At 51.4% G+C, this 17,917-nt stretch carries 17 protein-coding genes; 8 read left to right on the forward strand and 9 right to left on the reverse strand.

The genetic code is table 11. From position 1 onward, the window contains the following. Positions 1-148: 148 nt before the first annotated feature. The 5 genes from ispC to rpsB form a co-directional block, all read right to left on the reverse strand. Entirely contained in the window at positions 149-1,345 is a 1,197-nt protein-coding gene (ispC, locus tag EAH77_RS13785; RefSeq protein WP_140473387.1) for a 1-deoxy-D-xylulose-5-phosphate reductoisomerase, read from the reverse strand. Between the two features lie 159 nt (positions 1,346-1,504). Then, the gene (gene frr / locus EAH77_RS13790; protein ID WP_140473388.1) at positions 1,505-2,062 is read right to left on the reverse strand and encodes a ribosome recycling factor; all 558 of its coding nucleotides are present in this window, start codon (positions 2,060-2,062) and stop codon (positions 1,505-1,507) included. 115 nt (positions 2,063-2,177) lie between these two features. Then, entirely contained in the window at positions 2,178-2,915 is a 738-nt protein-coding gene (gene pyrH / locus EAH77_RS13795; RefSeq protein WP_140473389.1) for a UMP kinase, read from the reverse strand. Positions 2,916-3,074: 159 nt separating this feature from the next. Further along, the gene (gene tsf, locus EAH77_RS13800; RefSeq protein WP_140473390.1) at positions 3,075-3,926 is read right to left on the reverse strand and encodes a translation elongation factor Ts; all 852 of its coding nucleotides are present in this window, start codon (positions 3,924-3,926) and stop codon (positions 3,075-3,077) included. A 149-nt stretch (positions 3,927-4,075) separates the two neighbouring features. After that, on the reverse strand, positions 4,076-4,801 hold the full coding sequence (gene rpsB / locus EAH77_RS13805) for a 30S ribosomal protein S2 (protein WP_140473391.1): 726 nt from the start codon (positions 4,799-4,801) through the stop codon (positions 4,076-4,078). Positions 4,802-5,170: 369 nt separating this feature from the next. Here rpsB and map point away from each other — a divergent pair, with 369 nt between their 5' ends. The 4 genes from map (at position 5,171) to EAH77_RS13825 (ending at position 10,144) form a co-directional block, all read left to right on the forward strand. Further along, on the forward strand, positions 5,171-5,968 hold the full coding sequence (gene map / locus EAH77_RS13810; protein ID WP_140473392.1) for a type I methionyl aminopeptidase: 798 nt from the start codon (positions 5,171-5,173) through the stop codon (positions 5,966-5,968). A gap of 90 nt (positions 5,969-6,058) precedes the next feature. Continuing rightward, positions 6,059-8,749 (forward strand): bifunctional uridylyltransferase/uridylyl-removing protein GlnD, encoded by a 2,691-nt coding sequence (gene glnD, locus EAH77_RS13815; RefSeq protein ID WP_161985803.1) that lies wholly within the window; start codon positions 6,059-6,061, stop codon positions 8,747-8,749. A gap of 49 nt (positions 8,750-8,798) precedes the next feature. Further along, on the forward strand, positions 8,799-9,623 hold the full coding sequence (gene dapD / locus EAH77_RS13820; RefSeq protein ID WP_140473393.1) for a 2,3,4,5-tetrahydropyridine-2,6-dicarboxylate N-succinyltransferase: 825 nt from the start codon (positions 8,799-8,801) through the stop codon (positions 9,621-9,623). A 131-nt stretch (positions 9,624-9,754) separates the two neighbouring features. After that, positions 9,755-10,144 (forward strand): DUF3461 family protein, encoded by a 390-nt coding sequence (locus EAH77_RS13825; RefSeq protein WP_140473394.1) that lies wholly within the window; start codon positions 9,755-9,757, stop codon positions 10,142-10,144. 132 nt (positions 10,145-10,276) lie between these two features. Here the strand turns inward: EAH77_RS13825 and EAH77_RS13830 are convergent, their stop codons facing one another. From EAH77_RS13830 to EAH77_RS13840, 3 genes are read right to left on the reverse strand one after another with little or no spacing between them, the layout of a single operon-like run. Further along, a complete protein-coding gene (locus EAH77_RS13830; RefSeq protein WP_140473395.1) occupies positions 10,277-10,726 on the reverse strand; it encodes a flavodoxin in 450 nt (149 codons plus the stop codon). A gap of 38 nt (positions 10,727-10,764) precedes the next feature. Next, the gene (gene truC / locus EAH77_RS13835; RefSeq protein ID WP_140473396.1) at positions 10,765-11,541 is read right to left on the reverse strand and encodes a tRNA pseudouridine(65) synthase TruC; all 777 of its coding nucleotides are present in this window, start codon (positions 11,539-11,541) and stop codon (positions 10,765-10,767) included. Between the two features lies 1 nt (position 11,542). After that, positions 11,543-11,857 (reverse strand): YqcC family protein, encoded by a 315-nt coding sequence (locus EAH77_RS13840; RefSeq protein WP_140473397.1) that lies wholly within the window; start codon positions 11,855-11,857, stop codon positions 11,543-11,545. A gap of 206 nt (positions 11,858-12,063) precedes the next feature. Between EAH77_RS13840 and EAH77_RS13845 the strand changes: the two genes are divergently transcribed. Further along, the gene (locus EAH77_RS13845; RefSeq protein ID WP_140473398.1) at positions 12,064-13,302 is read left to right on the forward strand and encodes an MFS transporter; all 1,239 of its coding nucleotides are present in this window, start codon (positions 12,064-12,066) and stop codon (positions 13,300-13,302) included. Between the two features lie 678 nt (positions 13,303-13,980). Here the strand turns inward: EAH77_RS13845 and syd are convergent. Continuing rightward, positions 13,981-14,532, reverse strand: coding sequence for a SecY-interacting protein (gene syd, locus EAH77_RS13850; RefSeq protein ID WP_140473399.1), 552 nt, complete (start codon positions 14,530-14,532; stop codon positions 13,981-13,983). A 90-nt stretch (positions 14,533-14,622) separates the two neighbouring features. On the opposite strand from syd, the gene queF reads away from it, so the two are divergent. The 3 genes from queF (at position 14,623) to xni (ending at position 17,911) form a co-directional block, all read left to right on the forward strand. After that, on the forward strand, positions 14,623-15,468 hold the full coding sequence (queF, locus tag EAH77_RS13855) for an NADPH-dependent 7-cyano-7-deazaguanine reductase QueF (RefSeq protein ID WP_140473400.1): 846 nt from the start codon (positions 14,623-14,625) through the stop codon (positions 15,466-15,468). 243 nt (positions 15,469-15,711) lie between these two features. Next, the gene (ppnN, locus tag EAH77_RS13860) at positions 15,712-17,076 is read left to right on the forward strand and encodes a nucleotide 5'-monophosphate nucleosidase PpnN (RefSeq protein ID WP_140473401.1); all 1,365 of its coding nucleotides are present in this window, start codon (positions 15,712-15,714) and stop codon (positions 17,074-17,076) included. Positions 17,077-17,158: 82 nt separating this feature from the next. Then, complete coding sequence (xni, locus tag EAH77_RS13865) at positions 17,159-17,911, forward strand: flap endonuclease Xni (RefSeq protein ID WP_140473402.1); 753 nt, start codon at positions 17,159-17,161, stop codon at positions 17,909-17,911. Positions 17,912-17,917: the final 6 nt, after the last annotated feature.

A 17,917-nucleotide genomic window follows, 5' to 3' on the forward strand; every position in this document is an offset into this window, starting at 1 on the left:
TCCTGATCAGGCACGGCTCTTCCTGACCGTTTATCACTCATGGAGATAAACACATTCAGGTATAAGTCCTGAAGAGGTCGTCAGGTGGCGCAGACTATATCATTTCAATGTGATGCGAACAAATTGCCGCACAGATAAGTGCGATATATCACAGTGCAAAGGTCTGTAACTTCTGACGTGCGGCCGCTCTGGCTGAGCGGTCAATCTCCAGTACCTCATCAACCGAGTGAGGCTCTTTCGCCACCGACTGCTCCATGACTTCACGGTTGATGCCGGCAATGTCAGTAAATCTAATATGCCCGGCCAGGAATGCGGCAACGGACACTTCATTTGCCGCATTCAGTGCCGTGGTCGCCGCTTGCCCGGTCCGGCTGGCTTCAATGGCCAAATGCAGGCATGGGTAACGATTGTGATCGGGTTCGCTGAAGGTCAGTGCGCCGATGCGACAGAAGTCCAGCGCTTCCACGCCCGCTTCTACGCGCTGCGGATAAGCCATCGCATGAGCAATAGGAGTCCGCATATCCGGTGAGCCTAGCTGCGCCAGTACGCTACCGTCACGGTAACGCACCATCGAATGAATGACGGACTGCGGATGAATGATCACTTCCATCTGTTCAGCAGACGCATTAAACAACCAACGGGCTTCAATATACTCTAGGCCTTTGTTCATCATAGTGGCGGAGTCGACAGAAATCTTACGCCCCATAGACCAGTTGGGATGAGCACAAGCCTGATCGGGGGTGACAAGGGCAAAGTCTTTCAGTGGCAATTCACGGAACGGACCACCGGAACCAGTCAGAATAATGCGAGAAACTCCATTGTCTTCCAGTGAGGCATAACCTAACTGCTGCTGAATTCGCTCAGGTAAACTCTGGAAGATGGCGTTATGTTCGCTGTCAATGGGCAGGAGCTGGCTGTGGCTATGACGCACAGCTTCCATAAAGATGCGGCCGCAGGTGATTAACGACTCTTTATTGGCAAGCAGAATCTGTTTCCCGGCACGAACGGCGGCGAGGGTAGGCAACAGACCCGCCACACCGACAATCGCCGACAACACCTGATCCACCTCATCCAGTGCCGCCAGATCGCAAGCTGACTCAGCACCTGACAATACCTCCGTATTCACGCCCTGCTCTGCAAGAATGATGCGCAAGGCTTTTGCACAATCTTCATTGGCCATAGAGGCAAAGCGTGGACGGAATTCAATACATTGTTGCGCCATAACCTCAACGTTACTGCCCGCAACCAGTGCGGTGACGTTGAAGGCATGAGGATTAGCGCGAACAACCGCGAGGGTGCTGGTGCCGACAGATCCTGTCGAACCAAGGATGGTCAGTTGTTTCATGAAAATACCCGGTAAAGCGAGTGTAAATTCGGAAAGTGCATCAGTCTGAAACCTCTTTAACAGCTTGTCTATGAGATTTAGCAGCAGATGTCAGAAATGGGACCTTAATAAAAAATAAAGCGCCGCAATTGCGGCGCCTGGAAAGGATCAAAGCCGGATTTAGAAATCCATCAACTCAGTTTCTTTTTCGCTCAGAGCGACGTCAATCTTCTTAATAAAGACATCTGTCATTTTCTGAACATCGTCCTGAGAACGGCGATCTTCATCTTCACTGATTTCTTTGTCTTTCAGCAGCGCTTTCGTCTTGTCATTAGCATCACGACGTACGTTACGAACAGATACGCGGCCCTGCTCAGCTTCAGCGCGAACGACTTTGATCAGATCTTTACGACGTTCTTCGGTCAATGCTGGCAGTGGCACACGGATAGTGGCGCCAGCAGACGAGGGATTTAGCCCTAAATCAGAAGTCATGATCGCTTTCTCAACGGCTGCGCTGATCGAGCGGTCAAACACGGAAATTGCCAGAGTACGAGAATCTTCCACCGTTACCTGAGCCAACTGGCGCAGCGGTGTTGAAGAACCGTAGTAATCAACCATGATGCCATCAAGAATGCCAGGAGAGGCGCGGCCAGTACGGATTTTGCTGATATGGTTTTTGAATGCTTCGACGCATTTTTCCATACGGATTTCAGCATCTTTTTTAATGTCGTTAATCACGTTGGGAACCCTTTAAAACTGGTTACTTGGCAGACCATAACATCAGTATAGTCCGTGAACACTCATGCCAGCGGAGGCTGGCGAAACTGCTGTCTGAACTTATAGGGTGTGCGAATTATAAGACGGTACCGTTAGTGATCAACGTACCTTCATTTTCGCCCATTACCACGCGACGCAGCGCGCCTGGTTTATTCATGTTGAAGACGCGGATTGGCAGGTTATGGTCGCGTGCCAGTGTAAAGGCCGCCAGATCCATCACCTTCAATTCCTGCTCCAGCACTTCCTGATAAGTCAGTTGTTCGTACAGTGTCGCTTCCGGGTTTTTCACCGGATCGGCAGAATAGACGCCATCCACTTTAGTCGCTTTCAACACGACATCAGCTTCAATCTCGATACCACGCAGGCAGGCTGCAGAATCCGTGGTAAAGAACGGATTACCTGTACCGGCAGAGAAAATCACCACACGGTTGTGGCGCAGCAGGCTGATTGCCTCAGCCCAGCTGTAGTTGTCACACACACCGTTAAGCGGGATTGCAGACATCAGGCGAGCGTTCACATAGGCACGGTGTAATGCATCCCGCATTGCCAGACCGTTCATTACTGTGGCCAGCATACCCATGTGGTCGCCCACAACACGGTTCATCCCGGCTTGAGCCAGACCCGCACCGCGGAACAAGTTACCGCCGCCAATGACAACGCCGACCTGGATACCCAGCTCGACCAGCTCTTTAACTTCCTGAGCCATGCGATCCAAAACGCTCGCGTCGATACCAAAACCTTCACTGCCCTGCAGGGCTTCGCCACTGAGTTTTAGCAGGATACGCTGATAAACGGGTTTCGCATTGGTAGCCATGGTCTATGTCCTAAGAAGCAATGTGTCGTAATGGGAGTCAATCTTTACATCATAACGTTGTTAGTAAACAACAGTGCACAATGTAATAGGAATTTGGACTGGATAAAACGGAACCGCCAGACATACAGCGGTTCCATTTTATTATGCATCAATGACTGATTAAGACTGTTTGGTCATTGCTGCAACTTCAGCAGCAAAGTCAGTCTCAACTTTCGCGATGCCTTCACCCACTTCGAAGCGGATAAAGTTGATGACGTCAGCATTGTGTTCTTTCAACACCTGGCCAACCGTCTTGCTTGGTTCAATAACGAAAGGCTGACCCGTCAGAGAAACTTCACCGGTGAATTTCTTCATACGGCCTTCAACCATTTTCTCTGCAATTTCTTTCGGCTTGCCAGACTGCATGGCGATGTCCAACTGAACCTGGTACTCTTTTTCTACCACTTCAGCAGACACATCTTCAGGCTTAACGAATTCAGGCTTGCTCGCTGCAACGTGCATAGCAATCTGCTTAACCAGCTCTTCGTCAGCACCTTTAGCAGCAATCAGAACACCGATGCGTGCACCGTGCAGATAGCTACCCAGCACATCGCCTTCCAGGGAAGCGATACGGCGAATGTTGATGTTCTCACCGATTTTAGCAACCAGTGCAACACGCTCTTCTTCGAACTGTGCTTTCAGCACTTCAACATCAGTGATTTTGCCCGCAGCAGCAGCATCCAACACTTTGTCAGCAAAAGCCTGGAAACCAGCATCTTTAGCAACGAAGTCAGTCTGGCAGTTAACTTCCAGAATCAAACCGTAGTTGCCATCGATCTTAGTTTTGATCACGCCGTCAGCCGCTACGTTGCCTGCTTTTTTCGCCGCTTTGATCGCGCCAGATTTACGCATATTTTCAATCGCCAGCTCGATGTCGCCATCAGATTCAACCAGCGCTTTCTTACAATCCATCATGCCAGCGCCAGTACGTTCGCGCAGTTCTTTTACCAGGGCAGCGGTAATATCAGCCATTGTATTTTCCTCGATTATCTCGGTGCAAAAAGGGATTTCGCGGTGAGATATTTCTCGCATTTAAGATAAGCAAAGGGGGCCAATTAAGGCCCCCTAACCAACATATTCAATACCTGGTTAATAAGGGCTCTTGCGTAGAGCTTGCCTTATTATTCAGCTTCTACGAAGGTTTCTTCTGCCTGAACAGCCAGATCTTGCGAACGGCCTTCACGGACAGCGGCAGCAACAGCGCTCAGGTACAGATTAACTGCACGGATTGCGTCATCGTTACCAGGGATAACAAAGTCAACGCCATCCGGATCGGAGTTGGTATCAACAATGGAGAATACCGGGATACCCAGGTTGTTAGCTTCTTTGATTGCGATGTGTTCGTGATCAGCGTCGACAACGAACAGAGCATCAGGAAGACCACCCATATCCTTGATACCACCCAGGCTATTTTCCAGCTTCGCAAGCTCACGAGTGCGCATCAGCGCTTCTTTCTTGGTCAGCTTTTCGAAAGTGCCGTCTTGAGACTGGATTTCCAGATCTTTCAAACGTTTGATGGACTGACGAACGGTTTTCCAGTTAGTCAGCATGCCGCCCAACCAGCGATGGTTCACGAAGAACTGGTCGCAGTTGTGTGCAGCTTCTTTTACCGCTTCGCTTGCAGCGCGTTTAGTACCAACGAACAGGATCTTTCCTTTACGGGAAGAGATCTTTTGCAACTCAGCCAGAGCTTCGTTGAACATTGGAACAGTCTTCTCAAGGTTGATGATGTGAACCTTGTTGCGTGAACCGAAGATGAATGGCTTCATTTTCGGGTTCCAGTAACGAGTCTGGTGACCGAAGTGTACACCGGCCTTGAGCATGTCGCGCATGGAAACAGTTGCCATGATAAAACCTCTAATAGTAGATGTTGGGGTTATGCCTCCACGTATCCCATAACACCGACCCTGCAGAACGAATCCCAGAGCACCCCGGTGTATGTGTCGATACGTGTGTGTTATTACTTACGATAAACAATAAGTACACATATGAGTGTTCGGCTTTAATCTCGCCAATTCCTTACGGGCATAGCGGATTGCCGGCGCGCTTTATACCATAATTCGCGGCCATTGAGCAACTTTAGTTAGGAAGTTTGCTGAGTGGGAAATGATAATTTGGCAGCTAATATCAGGGCTGATACCATAAGTCTTAGCTAATTATTGACGACGTTGTAGTAGAAAGAAAGGCGTCAAAACAGGATATCTGCAGGATCACTCATGGCAATTTCAATCAAAACACCTCAAGACATCGAAAAAATGCGCGTAGCTGGCCGACTGGCCGCCGAAGTTCTGGAAATCATTGAGCCTCACGTCAAACCTGGCGTAAGCACCGGTGAGTTGGACCGCATCTGCGCTGATCACATCAATAACAAACAGCAGGCGATATCAGCATGTCTGGATTATCACGGTTTTCCGAAATCAGTCTGTATCTCTATTAACGAAGTGGTGTGTCACGGCATCCCGAGTGACGACAAAATTTTAAAAGACGGTGACATTGTGAATATTGATGTGACTGTCATAAAAGATGGCTTTCACGGCGATACCTCAAAAATGTTTATCGCGGGCAAGCCGACGATTCTGGGTGAGCGCCTGTGCCGCGTTACGCAGGAAAGCCTTTATCTGGCGCTGAAGATGGTCAGACCTGGCATTCGCCTGCGCGCACTGGGGAAAGAGATTCAGAAATTCGTCGAAGCGGAGAACTTCTCCGTGGTTCGCGAATATTGCGGCCATGGTATTGGCGAAGTGTTCCACGAAGAGCCTCAGGTATTGCACTATGACGCGGATGACGGCGGGGTAGTTCTGCAAGCCGGGATGGCATTCACCATCGAACCTATGGTGAATGCAGGCGATTACCGCATTCGCACGATGAAAGATGGTTGGACGGTAAAAACGAAAGATCGCAGCTTGTCGGCTCAGTACGAGCATACTATTGTGGTAACCGACAACGGTTGTGAAATTATGACGCTGCGTAAGGATGACACCATCCCGAATATTATTACGCACGACCAGCAGTAACCCGCTCTTACTCACGGGGTTATATCTGGAAATCAAACCGGCGAAAGCCGGTTTTTTTGTCTCTTACTGTTAAGAATGGGCTGCGCACATATGATTGATCATCTCCCCTCTGAAAAGAGTCTTCAACCTCAGCTGACGCCGGAACTGACCCTTGAATTCCCCCCGCAGCCCGCCTCCCCCTTGACCTACACTGACGACCACCTCAACCGTCAGAGCCTCAAGCAGCATATGGAGCAATTTCAGCTGTGGCTGGCTGACGCCTTCAACGCGGGTCAGCGTGCCGAAGCGCTGGTAGACGCCCGTTCGCTGTTTATTGACCGCCTGTTGCAACGCTTATGGACCTTCTACGGCTTTGACGAGATAGCTGAAACCGCCATGGTTGCCGTTGGTGGCTATGGGCGTGGTGAATTGCACCCACTTTCCGATATCGACGTGCTGGTGCTTAGCCAGCAGCATCTAAATGATGAGCAGGCGCAGCGCATCGGTGAATTGATCACATTACTGTGGGATTTGAAGCTCGAAGTCGGACACAGCGTGCGCACGCTCGAAGAGTGCTTGCTCGAAGGCCTGGCCGATCTGACTGTCGCGACTAACCTGATTGAATCGCGCCTGATTTGCGGCGATGTGGCCCTGTTCCTTAATATGCAAAAGCATGTATTCAGCGAAGGTTTCTGGCCGTCACCGACCTTCTTTCGTGCCAAGATTGACGAGCAGAACGAACGCCATTTGCGCTACCACGGCACCAGTTACAATCTCGAGCCAGATATCAAAAGCAGCCCCGGCGGCCTGCGCGATATTCACACTATTTTATGGGTAGCACGTCGTCACTTCGGTGCCACTTCGCTCGATGAAATGGTCGCGTTTGGTTTTCTGACTAAAGCCGAACGTAACGAACTGATTGAGTGCCAGAGTTTCCTTTGGCGCATCCGCTTCGCCCTGCATCTGGTTCTGCCACGTTATGATAACCGTCTGCTGTTTGACCGACAGCTTAATGTCGCCCAGATCCTGCAATACCAGGGCGAAGGCAATGAACCGGTCGAACGGATGATGAAAGACTTCTATCGCATGACCCGCCGGGTTGGCGAACTGAATCAGATGCTGTTGCAGCTGTTTGATGAAGCCATTCTGGCGATAGGCCCGAATGAAAAACCGCGCCCGCTGGACGAAGACTTCCAATTACGTGGTGACCTGATTGACCTGCGCGATGAGACGCTTTTCAGCCGCCGCCCGGAGACCATCATTAGCATGTTCTATCTGATGGTGCGTCACCGCGAAATCAAGGGCATTTACTCAACCACGGTCCGGCTGCTGCGCCACGCGCGTCGCCATTTGAAGACGCCGCTCTGTATGCTCCCTGAAGCTCGAGAGATTTTTATGGCGATTTTACGCCACCCAGGCGCCGTCTCCCGCGCACTGGTCCCCATGCACCGCCATAGCGTGCTATGGGCTTACATGCCGCAGTGGGGGCTGATTGTCGGCCAGATGCAGTTTGACCTGTTCCACGCCTATACCGTCGATGAACACACCATTCGCGTGCTGCAAAAGCTGGAAAGTTTTGCCGACGAAAAGACCCGCCCAAAGCATCCGCTCTGTGTGGAATTATATCCGCGCCTGCCGCAGCCTGAACTGCTGCTGATGGCTGCACTGTTCCATGATATCGCGAAAGGACGCGGCGGCGACCACTCGATCCTTGGCGCACAGGATGTCATGGAGTTTGCCGAACTGCATGGCCTGAATTCCCGCGAAACGCAGCTGGTTTCCTGGCTGGTGCGCTGCCACCTGCTGATGTCAGTGACCGCACAGCGTCGTGATATTCAAGACCCGGCGGAAATTCAACAGTTTGCTGCCGAAGTGCAAAGCGAAAACCGCCTGCGTTATCTGGTCAGCCTGACCGTTGCGGACATTTGCGCCACCAATGAAACCCTGTGGAACAGCTGGAAGCAAAGCCTGATACGCGAGCTCTATTTCGCCACCGAAAAACAGCTGCGTCGGGGTATGCAAAATACGCCGGATTTACGCGAGCGCGTTCGCCATCATCGCCTCCAGGCGCTGGCCTTGCTGCGCATGGACAATATCGACGAAGAGGCATTGCACCACATCTGGAGCCGTTGCCGTGCAGATTACTTCCTGCGCCATTCGCCGAATCAACTCGCCTGGCATGCCCGCCACCTGCTCGAACATGACTCGACCAAACCCTTGGTGCTGGTCAGCCGTCAGGCGACGCGCGGCGGCACTGAGATCTTTATCTGGAGCCCGGACCGCCCTTACCTGTTTGCCACCGTGGCCGGGGAGCTGGACCGTCGCAACCTGAGTATCCATGACGCGCAAATCTTCACCAACCGAGATGGCCTGGCGATGGACACTTTCATCGTACTCGAACCCGATGGCAGCCCACTGGCACAGGACCGTCACGAAGCTATCCGTTTTGCACTCGAACAGTCGATGACTCAGGCCTATCAGCCACCGCGAGCCCGCCGCCCTTCGCCAAAACTTCGCCATTTCAGCGTACCAACGGAAGTGAGTTTCCTGCCAACTCATACCGACCGGCGCAGTTATATGGAGCTGGTCGCGCTGGATCAGCCCGGTTTACTGGCGCGCGTGGGAGAAGTATTTTCCGATTTAGGATTATCGCTACACGGTGCGCGCATCTCGACCATTGGCGAGCGCGTAGAGGATTTATTCATCCTGGCCAATGGTGAACGCCGTGCGCTGGATAAAAAAACCCGCCATGAAATACGGCGCCGCTTAACCGAGGCGCTCAACCCTAACGAAAAAATGTGATACAAAGAGGGCTGACTTTTTAAACATCACTATCAGGAAAGAGAACAGGATGCAGCAACTACAAACCGTTATTGAACAAGCCTTCGAACGCCGTGCAGATATCACTCCGGCAAACGCAGACAGCGTAACGCGCGACGCGGTTAACCAGGTTATCAATATGATCGACAGCGGCGAACTGCGCGTTGCCGAAAAAATTGATGGTCAGTGGGTAACGCATCAGTGGCTGAAGATGGCGGTACTGCTCTCTTTCAGAATCAACGACAACCAGGTGATGGATGGCGCTGAAAACCGCTTTTACGACAAAGTACCGATGAAATTCGCCGACTATGACGAAGCCCGTTTCCAGCGCGAAGGTTTCCGCGTAGTGCCGCCAGCGGCTGTGCGTAAAGGGGCGTTCATCGCCCGCAATACCGTGCTGATGCCCTCTTATGTCAACATCGGCGCTTACGTTGATGAAGGCACCATGGTTGATACCTGGGCTACCGTAGGGTCTTGCGCGCAAATCGGTAAAAACGTCCACCTGTCCGGCGGCGTTGGCATCGGTGGCGTTCTGGAGCCATTGCAGGCCAACCCGACCATTATCGAAGACAACTGCTTTATCGGCGCACGCTCTGAAATTGTTGAAGGCGTGATTGTTGAAGAAGGCTCGGTGATCTCGATGGGCGTTTACATCGGCCAGAGCACCAAAATTTATGACCGCGAAACTGGCGAAGTGCATTACGGCCGCGTACCTGCGGGTTCTGTGGTTGTTTCCGGCAACCTGCCTTCCAAAGATGGCAAATACAGCCTGTACTGTGCAGTTATCGTTAAGAAAGTGGATGCCAAAACCTTGGGCAAAACCGGCCTTAATGAGTTATTACGCTCCATCGACTAAAATGAATCTGGCGGGTTAATTAATCCGCCATTTTTATAACTGTAGAGCGGTAAACTGTGTCATTAATCAACGATCCTGACCGCCGTTCGGTTCATCATGATAACACTCCGTAAAAACTAAAAGGTGCCGCTATGTATGACAACCTGAAAAGCTTGGGTATTAACAATCCCGACGATATCGATCGTTATAGCCTGCGTCAGGAGGCCAATAACGACATTCTCAAAATTTACTTCCGCAAAGATAAAGGCGAGTTTTTTGCCAAAAGCGTGAAATTTAAATATCCGCGCCAGCGCAAAACTATCGTGGCCGATAATGCCGGTCAGGGTTATAAAGAGATTCACGAAATCAGCCCAAATCTTCGCTATGTTATTGATGAACTTGACAAAATATGCCAGCGCGATCAAGTTGAAGTGGATCTGAAACGCAAAATCCTTGATGACCTTCGGCATCTGGAATCCGTTGTGGCGAATAAAATTACCGAGATCGAATCCGATCTGGAAAAATTAACCAACGGTCGTTAATGGTTCACATGATGTTTCTGCTTTCGCAGAAATAAAAAGGTCAGGGGATTAGCCTGACCTTTTTTATTTTCTGCACTTCTCTATTTCATGCATATACTGCAGAAATGAGTTGCTTCGTTATTTGTTCAATGACTATTTAAGCAACTGCGCCCATTTTTCAACCCACGGAATGGCGACAGTTTCCGGCTCCGTCGTTTCCATTGCATCAATTTCCAGCAAGTCGCCGATGCGCGATGCGCCCTGCTCCTGCAACAAATCATCCAACTTATGTCCACCACCGCAGAAGTGATCATAACTGCTGTCACCGAGGGTGATGATGCCGTAACGCAACTCAGGCTGATAGCCCACGGTATCGCGAATTGCCGCGAACAGTGGAGCAATGCTGTCAGGCAAATCACCCTGACCCGTGGTGGAAGTGACAATCAGAGCAAAATGATGGCGATAGTACTGCCAGGCTTCCAGCGTGCCTTCTTCAAACAGTTTGACCTGATGCCCTTGTTTCTTCAGGACAGTTTCAGCTTCTTCTGCCACCAGCAACGCGTTACCGTAAACGGTGCCGACAAAAATACCAATCTCAGCCATGCTTTTACTCCTTGTTGTCCTGAAAAATTATCGAAATCTTAGCTATCCTGATCCTGGCCGCAGCCAGCAGCAAACCCAACGCTTTCTAATTCGGGGATACGCCCCAGCCAGCCAAACTGTTGTACCAAATGTTGCCAGCGATCGTCCCATTTCGCAGTGAGGTCCAGCATCTCGCCCGTCACTGGATGAGGCAACTGCATATGGCTGGCGTGCAACATCAGGCCAGGGCAGGAAAAATGCTCGACCATACCGCGATTCTGTTTGAGATCGCCGTGGCGGCTGTCACCCAAAATCGGGTGGCGAAGATGAGACATATGGCGGCGCAGCTGATGCTTGCGGCCAGTTTCAGGTTTCAACTCCACCAGGCTATAGCGCGCCGTATCATAAGGGCCAACCGAAACGGGCATCTCAACCTGGGCCAGCACACGATAATGGCTTACAGCAGGTTGCGGTGCTTTGTCCGCGCTGGCGAATTTATCAGCAATCTTATCTTGTTCTTCCGTCAACGCGTAATCGACAGTGCCGTCTTCAGGAACATATCCACGCACCACTGCGTGATAGACCTTGGTCATCTGGTGATTTTCAAGCTGCTGCGACATCAGACGCGCCACATCGCTCGACAACGCCATAAGCAAGACGCCGGAGGTCGGTTTATCCAGACGATGAACGGTAAACACGTGCTGACCAATCTGGTCACGCAGCGTTTGCATGACAAAGACCGTTTCGTGACTGTCCAGCCAACTGCGATGGACCAACATCCCGGCCGGTTTATTCACCGCCACCAGATGTTCGTCCTGATACAAAATTTCCAGCATGTCAGTCTTCTATATTCAGTAAATCATCAAGGCGTTGCAGCTCTGCCAATAAACGGGTTGCGTCGGGCTGCGCCATTTCAAAATAGGGGGTGATAGCAAAGCGGGTCGGCAATGCAGCTTCAGCATCCAGCAGGGCGTATATTCGTGGGATTAGCACCCATTGCAGCCATTGCTCTGAGGACATGGTATCGACAGAGAAAGGCTCAACACTGTCAAAAGCCTCGGGTTCCGGAGGCATAGCATGCCACAGTTTCAGATCACGCATGACCTGCTCGATATCCTGTAATATCTGGCGAACCTGATTTTCAGTACTCATCAATTTCTCTCTGGATTCGTCACTCGCAGCCGTTGCCGGGCTGGAACAAAGTGGCAAAGGATAGCATTGAAGGCGTTTGTCCCCAACTTTCTCCTGCCTGCTGCTGCTAAGCATAATCGCTAAATCCCAGCCATTGGTTTTTCATACTGGTACTCCGGCGCCTGAGCGGGCAAAATAATTCAACTTTACATAACTTGACGCGACCTATGCCTGCTCAACATTCTAAAAAAGCCCCTGTGACACCGGCAAAAGCCATGATCGCTTCCGTCACCGGCTATGCCATGGACGGCTTTGACTTACTGATCCTCGGCTTTATGCTACCTGCCATCGCCAGCGAACTCGGCCTGACCTCATCCCAAAGCGGTTCACTGGTCACCTGGACGCTGATTGGTGCCGTGCTGGGTGGCGTAATTTTTGGCCCCATCAGTGACCGCTATGGCCGCATACGCGTACTGACTTTCACCATTCTGATGTTCTCCCTGTTCACCGGCTTATGCGCGGTAGCGCAGGGGTACTGGGATTTACTGGCCTACCGCACTCTGGCAGGCGTTGGTTTGGGCGGCGAGTTTGGTATCGGCATGGCGCTGATTGCTGAAGCCTGGCCCGCAGAAAAACGCAACCGTGCCTCGGCTTATGTCGGCATGGGCTGGCAACTCGGCGTGTTGCTTGCGGCGTTTCTGACGCCTTTGCTACTGGATGTGATTGGCTGGCGCGGGATGTTCCTGGTTGGCCTGCTACCAGCGCTGGCCTCTTTCCTGATCCGCCGCACCATGGGGGAGCCAGAGGAATTTGTGAAACAAGTCAGTCAGACGCCAAATGAATCCCTGTTTAGCCGCATAAAACTTCTTTTTAAGGATGTGCCAACCACCAAGGCAAGCATCGGGATCCTGATCCTTTGTTCGGTCCAAAACTTTGGCTATTACGGGTTGATGATCTGGATGCCAAGTTATCTCTCGAAGAACTTTGGCTTCTCGCTGACCAAATCGGGACTGTGGACCGCCGTAACCGTTATTGGTATGACGTTCGGTATTTGGCTGTTCGGGGTGTTGGCTGACCGCTTCCCGCGCTGGAAGATTTTCCTGATTTATCAGGTAGGCGCAGTAGTGATGGTGGTCTGTTACGCCCAGTTGAAAGACCCTACTACCATGTTATTTGCCGGCGCGTTGATGGGGATGTTCGTCAATGGGATGATTGGAGGTTACGGCGGGTTGATTTCAGACACCTACCCGGTCAACGTCAGGGCCACGGCGCAGAATATTCTGTTCAACGCCGGTCGGGGCGTAGGCGGTTTTGGGCCACTGGTGATTGGGGTTCTGGTCGCGCAGGTCTCTTTCACCGCCGCACTCACTCTGCTGGCCGTTATTTATCTGTTGGATATCTACGCGACGCTCTTCCTGCTGCCGAAAAGTCAGGGCAAGGAAGATGTGCTTGGAGCGATTGGCTAAGACGTTCTTGCAGGCTAATTTCTGAAACTGTCTGAGAGAGAAATGATGCTCAGGCTGAGCCTGATGTGATGACAAGTCATCAGCGGGCACAAAAAGTTGGGGGCACTGTTTGCACAGTGCCCCCGGTTCGTTTTATAGCAATCCAGCTACCTAAGTGCTCCCTGCTCAATCCCTGAAAACTTTTCCAGCGGTTATCCTAACCGGCCATCCTTTGCATCGTCCAACTTTCATCCTGACGCGTCTTCCTAATGTCTTCCAGACATGTTTCCTTCAGTCTTCCTGACCCACCCGTTATCCTTTACGAGCTCTCAATCTCCGTCCTGGAGGTGTCCCTTGTTTCATCCTGAAACGTCCTGGCAAGTTCCGATGCCGTCCTGACTCTTCCTGAGCCTTTCCCCTACTTTATGAAACAGCCATCATCCTAATGTTCCGTTTCATGTCATCCTTCGACCCACTTAGAATCGCTGATTTTCCCTCTTCAAACAATATAGCCTGTAAGCCGAATAGCGTGTTTGTAAGCCTCACGAATAAGCGAAATTTCTTATGGTTTTGATTTTAAAGAGTTATTAAACTTAGAGAGAGAAATCACCACAAGGATTAAACGAGATCTCTTACAGGCCGTGTGAGAGATCTCTCACACGGCCTGTAAGCCAATGCTCAAGGAAGGGGCACTGAAAATTAGCCTGGGAAATCTGGGGAAAGCATTGTAAGGAATTCAGACAACGATGACGAGAGAAGAGTTCTCTTCTTGCTGCCGAATTGTTCCAGTATCACTTCCCCGGTTACATTACACAGTGACACCATGCTCATTTCTGAATCCGTGGTAGCCAGAAAAACCGTCGGCGTCAGCTTGAGGCGCTTTTGCGTAACCAGATGGCCTATCAGATTTTCCTGTAAGCGGGTGAAATCTTCCGGGCTCCAGACCTGCAACAGCGTCAGGGCATTACCCTCCCACTTAGCGGTCATATCTCCGGCGAACTGGGTAGTATAAAACGCGTGGGCTTCAGGGCGCAGTTCCAGTTCCAGTGCACGTTCGACATTGGCCAAGGTATCAGCCGGGCTGAAAATCTGGGTCAGCCAGTAAACAGCTGTTTCGCTGCTTTTTACTACGCAAGGTGAATCAACACCCAGCAACTCCTCGCTTGAAGGAGGGAGGCCGGTCTCCCGCTGCCATAAATCCACATACCGTTGGGTAAATTCGCGCAACGCGACAGAAACATCCGACTCCATAAATTCTCTCATCTTCAGACCAGGCTAAGTTAAACTAGGGGAAATGACGTCAAACGCTATTGTACCCAGAACTTAGACCAAGGTGACAGCATGTCCTCTTATCAGGATAACCCCGCCCTCTCTCAACTGACATTGGGCAAAGCAACGCCGTACCGCGATCACTATGACGCCTCCTTACTCCAGGCCGTTCCGCGCAGTATGAACCGCGAACCATTGGGCCTTTATCCAGATGCGCTGCCCTTTCACGGTGCCGATATCTGGACGCTCTATGAACTGTCCTGGCTCAATGCTAAAGGGTTGCCGCAGGTCGCCGTCGGTGAAATCAGTCTGAATGCGGACAGCATCAACCTGATCGAATCCAAAAGCTTCAAGCTCTACCTCAACAGCTTTAATCAGACCAAATTTGACAGCTGGGATAGTGTTCTGGCCACGCTGACGCGCGATCTCAGCAAATGTGCCGAAGGTGATGTGACCGTCAGTCTGAGCCACCTTGGCGACGTGGAAGGCAGCACCATTGGCCATTTTGACGGCCAATGCATTGACGATCAGGACATCGAAATCAACAACTACGAATTCAGCACCGATTATCTGGCTGGTGCGGCGGGTGATGATATCGTAGAAGAGTCACTGGTGAGCCACCTGCTGAAATCCAACTGTCTGATCACCCATCAGCCAGACTGGGGCTCGGTGCAAATCCAGTATCGTGGGCCAAAAATTGACCGGGAAGCGCTGCTGCGTTACCTGATCTCTTTCCGCAATCACAATGAATTCCACGAGCAGTGCGTTGAACGCATCTTCAATGACCTCCTTCAATTCTGTGCGCCTGAGGCTCTGGCCGTGTATGCCCGTTATACCCGCCGTGGTGGCCTGGACATCAATCCATGGCGATCCAACTTCCCGTTTACACCTGCAACAACAAGACTTGTCAGGCAATAATGCGAGACGTTGCTCAAGAACTAAGCTAACAGTCAGCAACGGTTGGTAAAAGCCTGAGGACAAGGTTACTGTTAATTCAGAAGCGGTACTGCCGGGCATCAGACCCGACAGAGACACCTTCAAAATCAGTCAATTATTTCTGCCAACAGGATCCGGCACGCCGCAAAAAGCGAGATCCAAAAAATCATGTGCGAGCTTTCGCCGGCAGAAATGACATCGCCCAATGGGTGTAAAGGAGCAACTTTGATTACACATATCAGCCCTCTGGGCTCAATGGATCTGTTGTCGCAGTTGGAAGTTGACATGCTCAAGCGCACTGCGAGCAGCGACTTATACCGCTTGTTCCGTAATTGCTCATTAGCCGTACTCAACAGTGGCAGCCAGACCGACAGCAGCAAAGAACTACTTGAACGCTACGAAAGCTTTGATATCAACGTATTACGCCGTGAACGCGGCGTTAAGCTTGAACTGGTTAATCCACCAGAAGATGCCTTTGTGGATGGTCGCATTATCCGTTCCCTGCAAGCTAACCTGTTTGCCGTGCTGCGCGACATCTTGTTCGTGAATGCGCAAATCTCCAATAACCCTCGCTTCGAAAATTTCAACCATGAAAACTCGGCACATCTGACTAACATGGTGTTCTCCATTCTGCGCAACGCCCGCGCGCTGCATCTCGATGAAGATCCAAACATGGTGGTTTGCTGGGGTGGGCATTCAATAAACGAAGTCGAGTATCAGTACGCCCGCAACGTCGGCAGCCAGCTCGGCCTGCGTGAGCTGAACATTTGTACCGGCTGCGGCCCAGGTGCGATGGAAGCGCCAATGAAAGGTGCCGCAGTAGGCCACGCACAACAACGTTATAAACTCGGTCGTTTTATCGGGATGACCGAACCTTCCATCATCGCCGCTGAACCGCCTAACCCGCTGGTGAACGAACTGATCATCATGCCAGATATTGAAAAACGGCTTGAGGCCTTTGTGCGAATCGCCCATGGGATCATTATTTTCCCAGGTGGCGTGGGTACGGCGGAAGAGTTGCTGTATCTCTTGGGTATTTTGATGAACCCGGAAAATAGCGATCAGGTTCTGCCGCTGATCCTCACCGGGCCGAAAGAGAGTGCCGATTACTTCACCGTACTCGATGCTTTCATCAAAGACACGTTGGGTGAAGAAGCCCGTAAGCATTACACCATCATCATTGACGACCCGACTGAAGTGGCCCGTCAAATGAAACGTGCGATGCCTCTGGTGAAAGAGAACCGCCGTAACAGCGGTGATGCCTACAGTTTCAATTGGTCTATCCGTATTGCGCCTGATCTTCAAATGCCGTTTGAGCCAAACCATGACAACATGGCGGCACTGAATCTCTATCCCGATCAGCCACCGGAAGAGCTGGCCGCCGCACTGCGCCGCGCCTTCTCGGGGATTGTGGCCGGTAACGTAAAAGAGTTCGGTATTCAGGAAATTGAAAAACACGGACGCTTTAAGCTGCACGGCGATCCAGCGTTAATGAAGAAAATGGACAGCCTGTTGCAGGGATTTGTCGCTCAGCACCGCATGAAATTGCCGGGCAGCGCGTACATTCCTTGTTATGAAATTTGTGCCTGATAGTTAGGTCACGTAATTTCCAAAAGGCTTGATACAGGGTGGCTTATCAGCCGCCCTGTTTATTAATGGAAGCCATTTCACTATGCCAATACATCTGCTGATTATTGATGCTCTGAACCTGATACGACGTATTCACGCGGTTCAGGGTTCTCCCTGTCTGATTGCCTGCCAGAATGCCGTTGGGCAGTTAATTCAACATACCCAACCCACTCATGCCGTCGCCGTGTTTGATGAAGATGATCGTGACGACAGCTGGCGTCATCAGTGTCTGCCCGACTATAAAGCAGGCCGCTCACCGATGCCTGACAACTTGTTTGCCGAAATGGCGAGCCTGAAGGCGGGGTTTATCGCTCGCGGCGTCGCCTGCTGGCACTCTCCCGGCAACGAAGCGGACGACTTAGCCGCCACGCTGACAGCCAAAGTAGCGGGCGGAGGGCATCAGGTCACCATCGTCTCTACCGACAAAGGCTACTGTCAGCTACTGGCACCTAACGTGCAAATTCGTGATTATTTCCAAAAACGCTGGCTGGACATGCCTTTTGTGCGCGAAGCTTTTGGCGTGCTGCCGCAGCAGTTAACCGATTACTGGGGGCTGGCGGGGATCAGCAGCAGTAAAATTCCCGGCGTGCCGGGCATTGGCCCGAAAACTGCCGTCACACTGTTGACTCAGGCCGGAACGCTGGATGCGCTGTATGAAAATCTCGAGGCTGTTCCAGATAAATGGCGGACCAAATTAGCCGAGCACCGGGATCTGGCCTACGCCTGTAAACGGGTTTCAACGCTACAAACTGATCTCCCTCTCAGCGGAAATCTGCAGCAGTTGCGCCTGCCATAGCCAGAA

Source organism: Ewingella americana, from assembly GCF_006438725.1.
Classification (GTDB): Bacteria; Pseudomonadota; Gammaproteobacteria; order Enterobacterales; family Enterobacteriaceae; genus Ewingella; species Ewingella americana_A.

Excerpts from the sequence above, each read along its gene's own strand:
- ispC (WP_140473387.1), bottom strand. The coding sequence starts at position 1,345 with ATGAAACAACTGACCATCCTTGGTTCGACAGGATCTGTCGGCACCAGC.
- pyrH (WP_140473389.1), bottom strand. The coding sequence starts at position 2,915 with ATGGCTACCAATGCGAAACCCGTTTATCAGCGTATCCTGCTAAAACTC.
- tsf (WP_140473390.1), bottom strand. The coding sequence starts at position 3,926 with ATGGCTGATATTACCGCTGCCCTGGTAAAAGAACTGCGCGAACGTACT.
- rpsB (WP_140473391.1), bottom strand. The coding sequence starts at position 4,801 with ATGGCAACTGTTTCCATGCGCGACATGCTCAAGGCCGGTGTACACTTC.
- map (WP_140473392.1), top strand. The coding sequence starts at position 5,171 with ATGGCAATTTCAATCAAAACACCTCAAGACATCGAAAAAATGCGCGTA.
- glnD (WP_161985803.1), top strand. The coding sequence starts at position 6,059 with ATGATTGATCATCTCCCCTCTGAAAAGAGTCTTCAACCTCAGCTGACG.
- dapD (WP_140473393.1), top strand. The coding sequence starts at position 8,799 with ATGCAGCAACTACAAACCGTTATTGAACAAGCCTTCGAACGCCGTGCA.
- EAH77_RS13825 (WP_140473394.1), top strand. The coding sequence starts at position 9,755 with ATGTATGACAACCTGAAAAGCTTGGGTATTAACAATCCCGACGATATC.
- EAH77_RS13830 (WP_140473395.1), bottom strand. The coding sequence starts at position 10,726 with ATGGCTGAGATTGGTATTTTTGTCGGCACCGTTTACGGTAACGCGTTG.
- truC (WP_140473396.1), bottom strand. The coding sequence starts at position 11,541 with ATGCTGGAAATTTTGTATCAGGACGAACATCTGGTGGCGGTGAATAAA.
- EAH77_RS13840 (WP_140473397.1), bottom strand. The coding sequence starts at position 11,857 with ATGAGTACTGAAAATCAGGTTCGCCAGATATTACAGGATATCGAGCAG.
- EAH77_RS13845 (WP_140473398.1), top strand. The coding sequence starts at position 12,064 with ATGCCTGCTCAACATTCTAAAAAAGCCCCTGTGACACCGGCAAAAGCC.
- syd (WP_140473399.1), bottom strand. The coding sequence starts at position 14,532 with ATGGAGTCGGATGTTTCTGTCGCGTTGCGCGAATTTACCCAACGGTAT.
- queF (WP_140473400.1), top strand. The coding sequence starts at position 14,623 with ATGTCCTCTTATCAGGATAACCCCGCCCTCTCTCAACTGACATTGGGC.
- xni (WP_140473402.1), top strand. The coding sequence starts at position 17,159 with ATGCCAATACATCTGCTGATTATTGATGCTCTGAACCTGATACGACGT.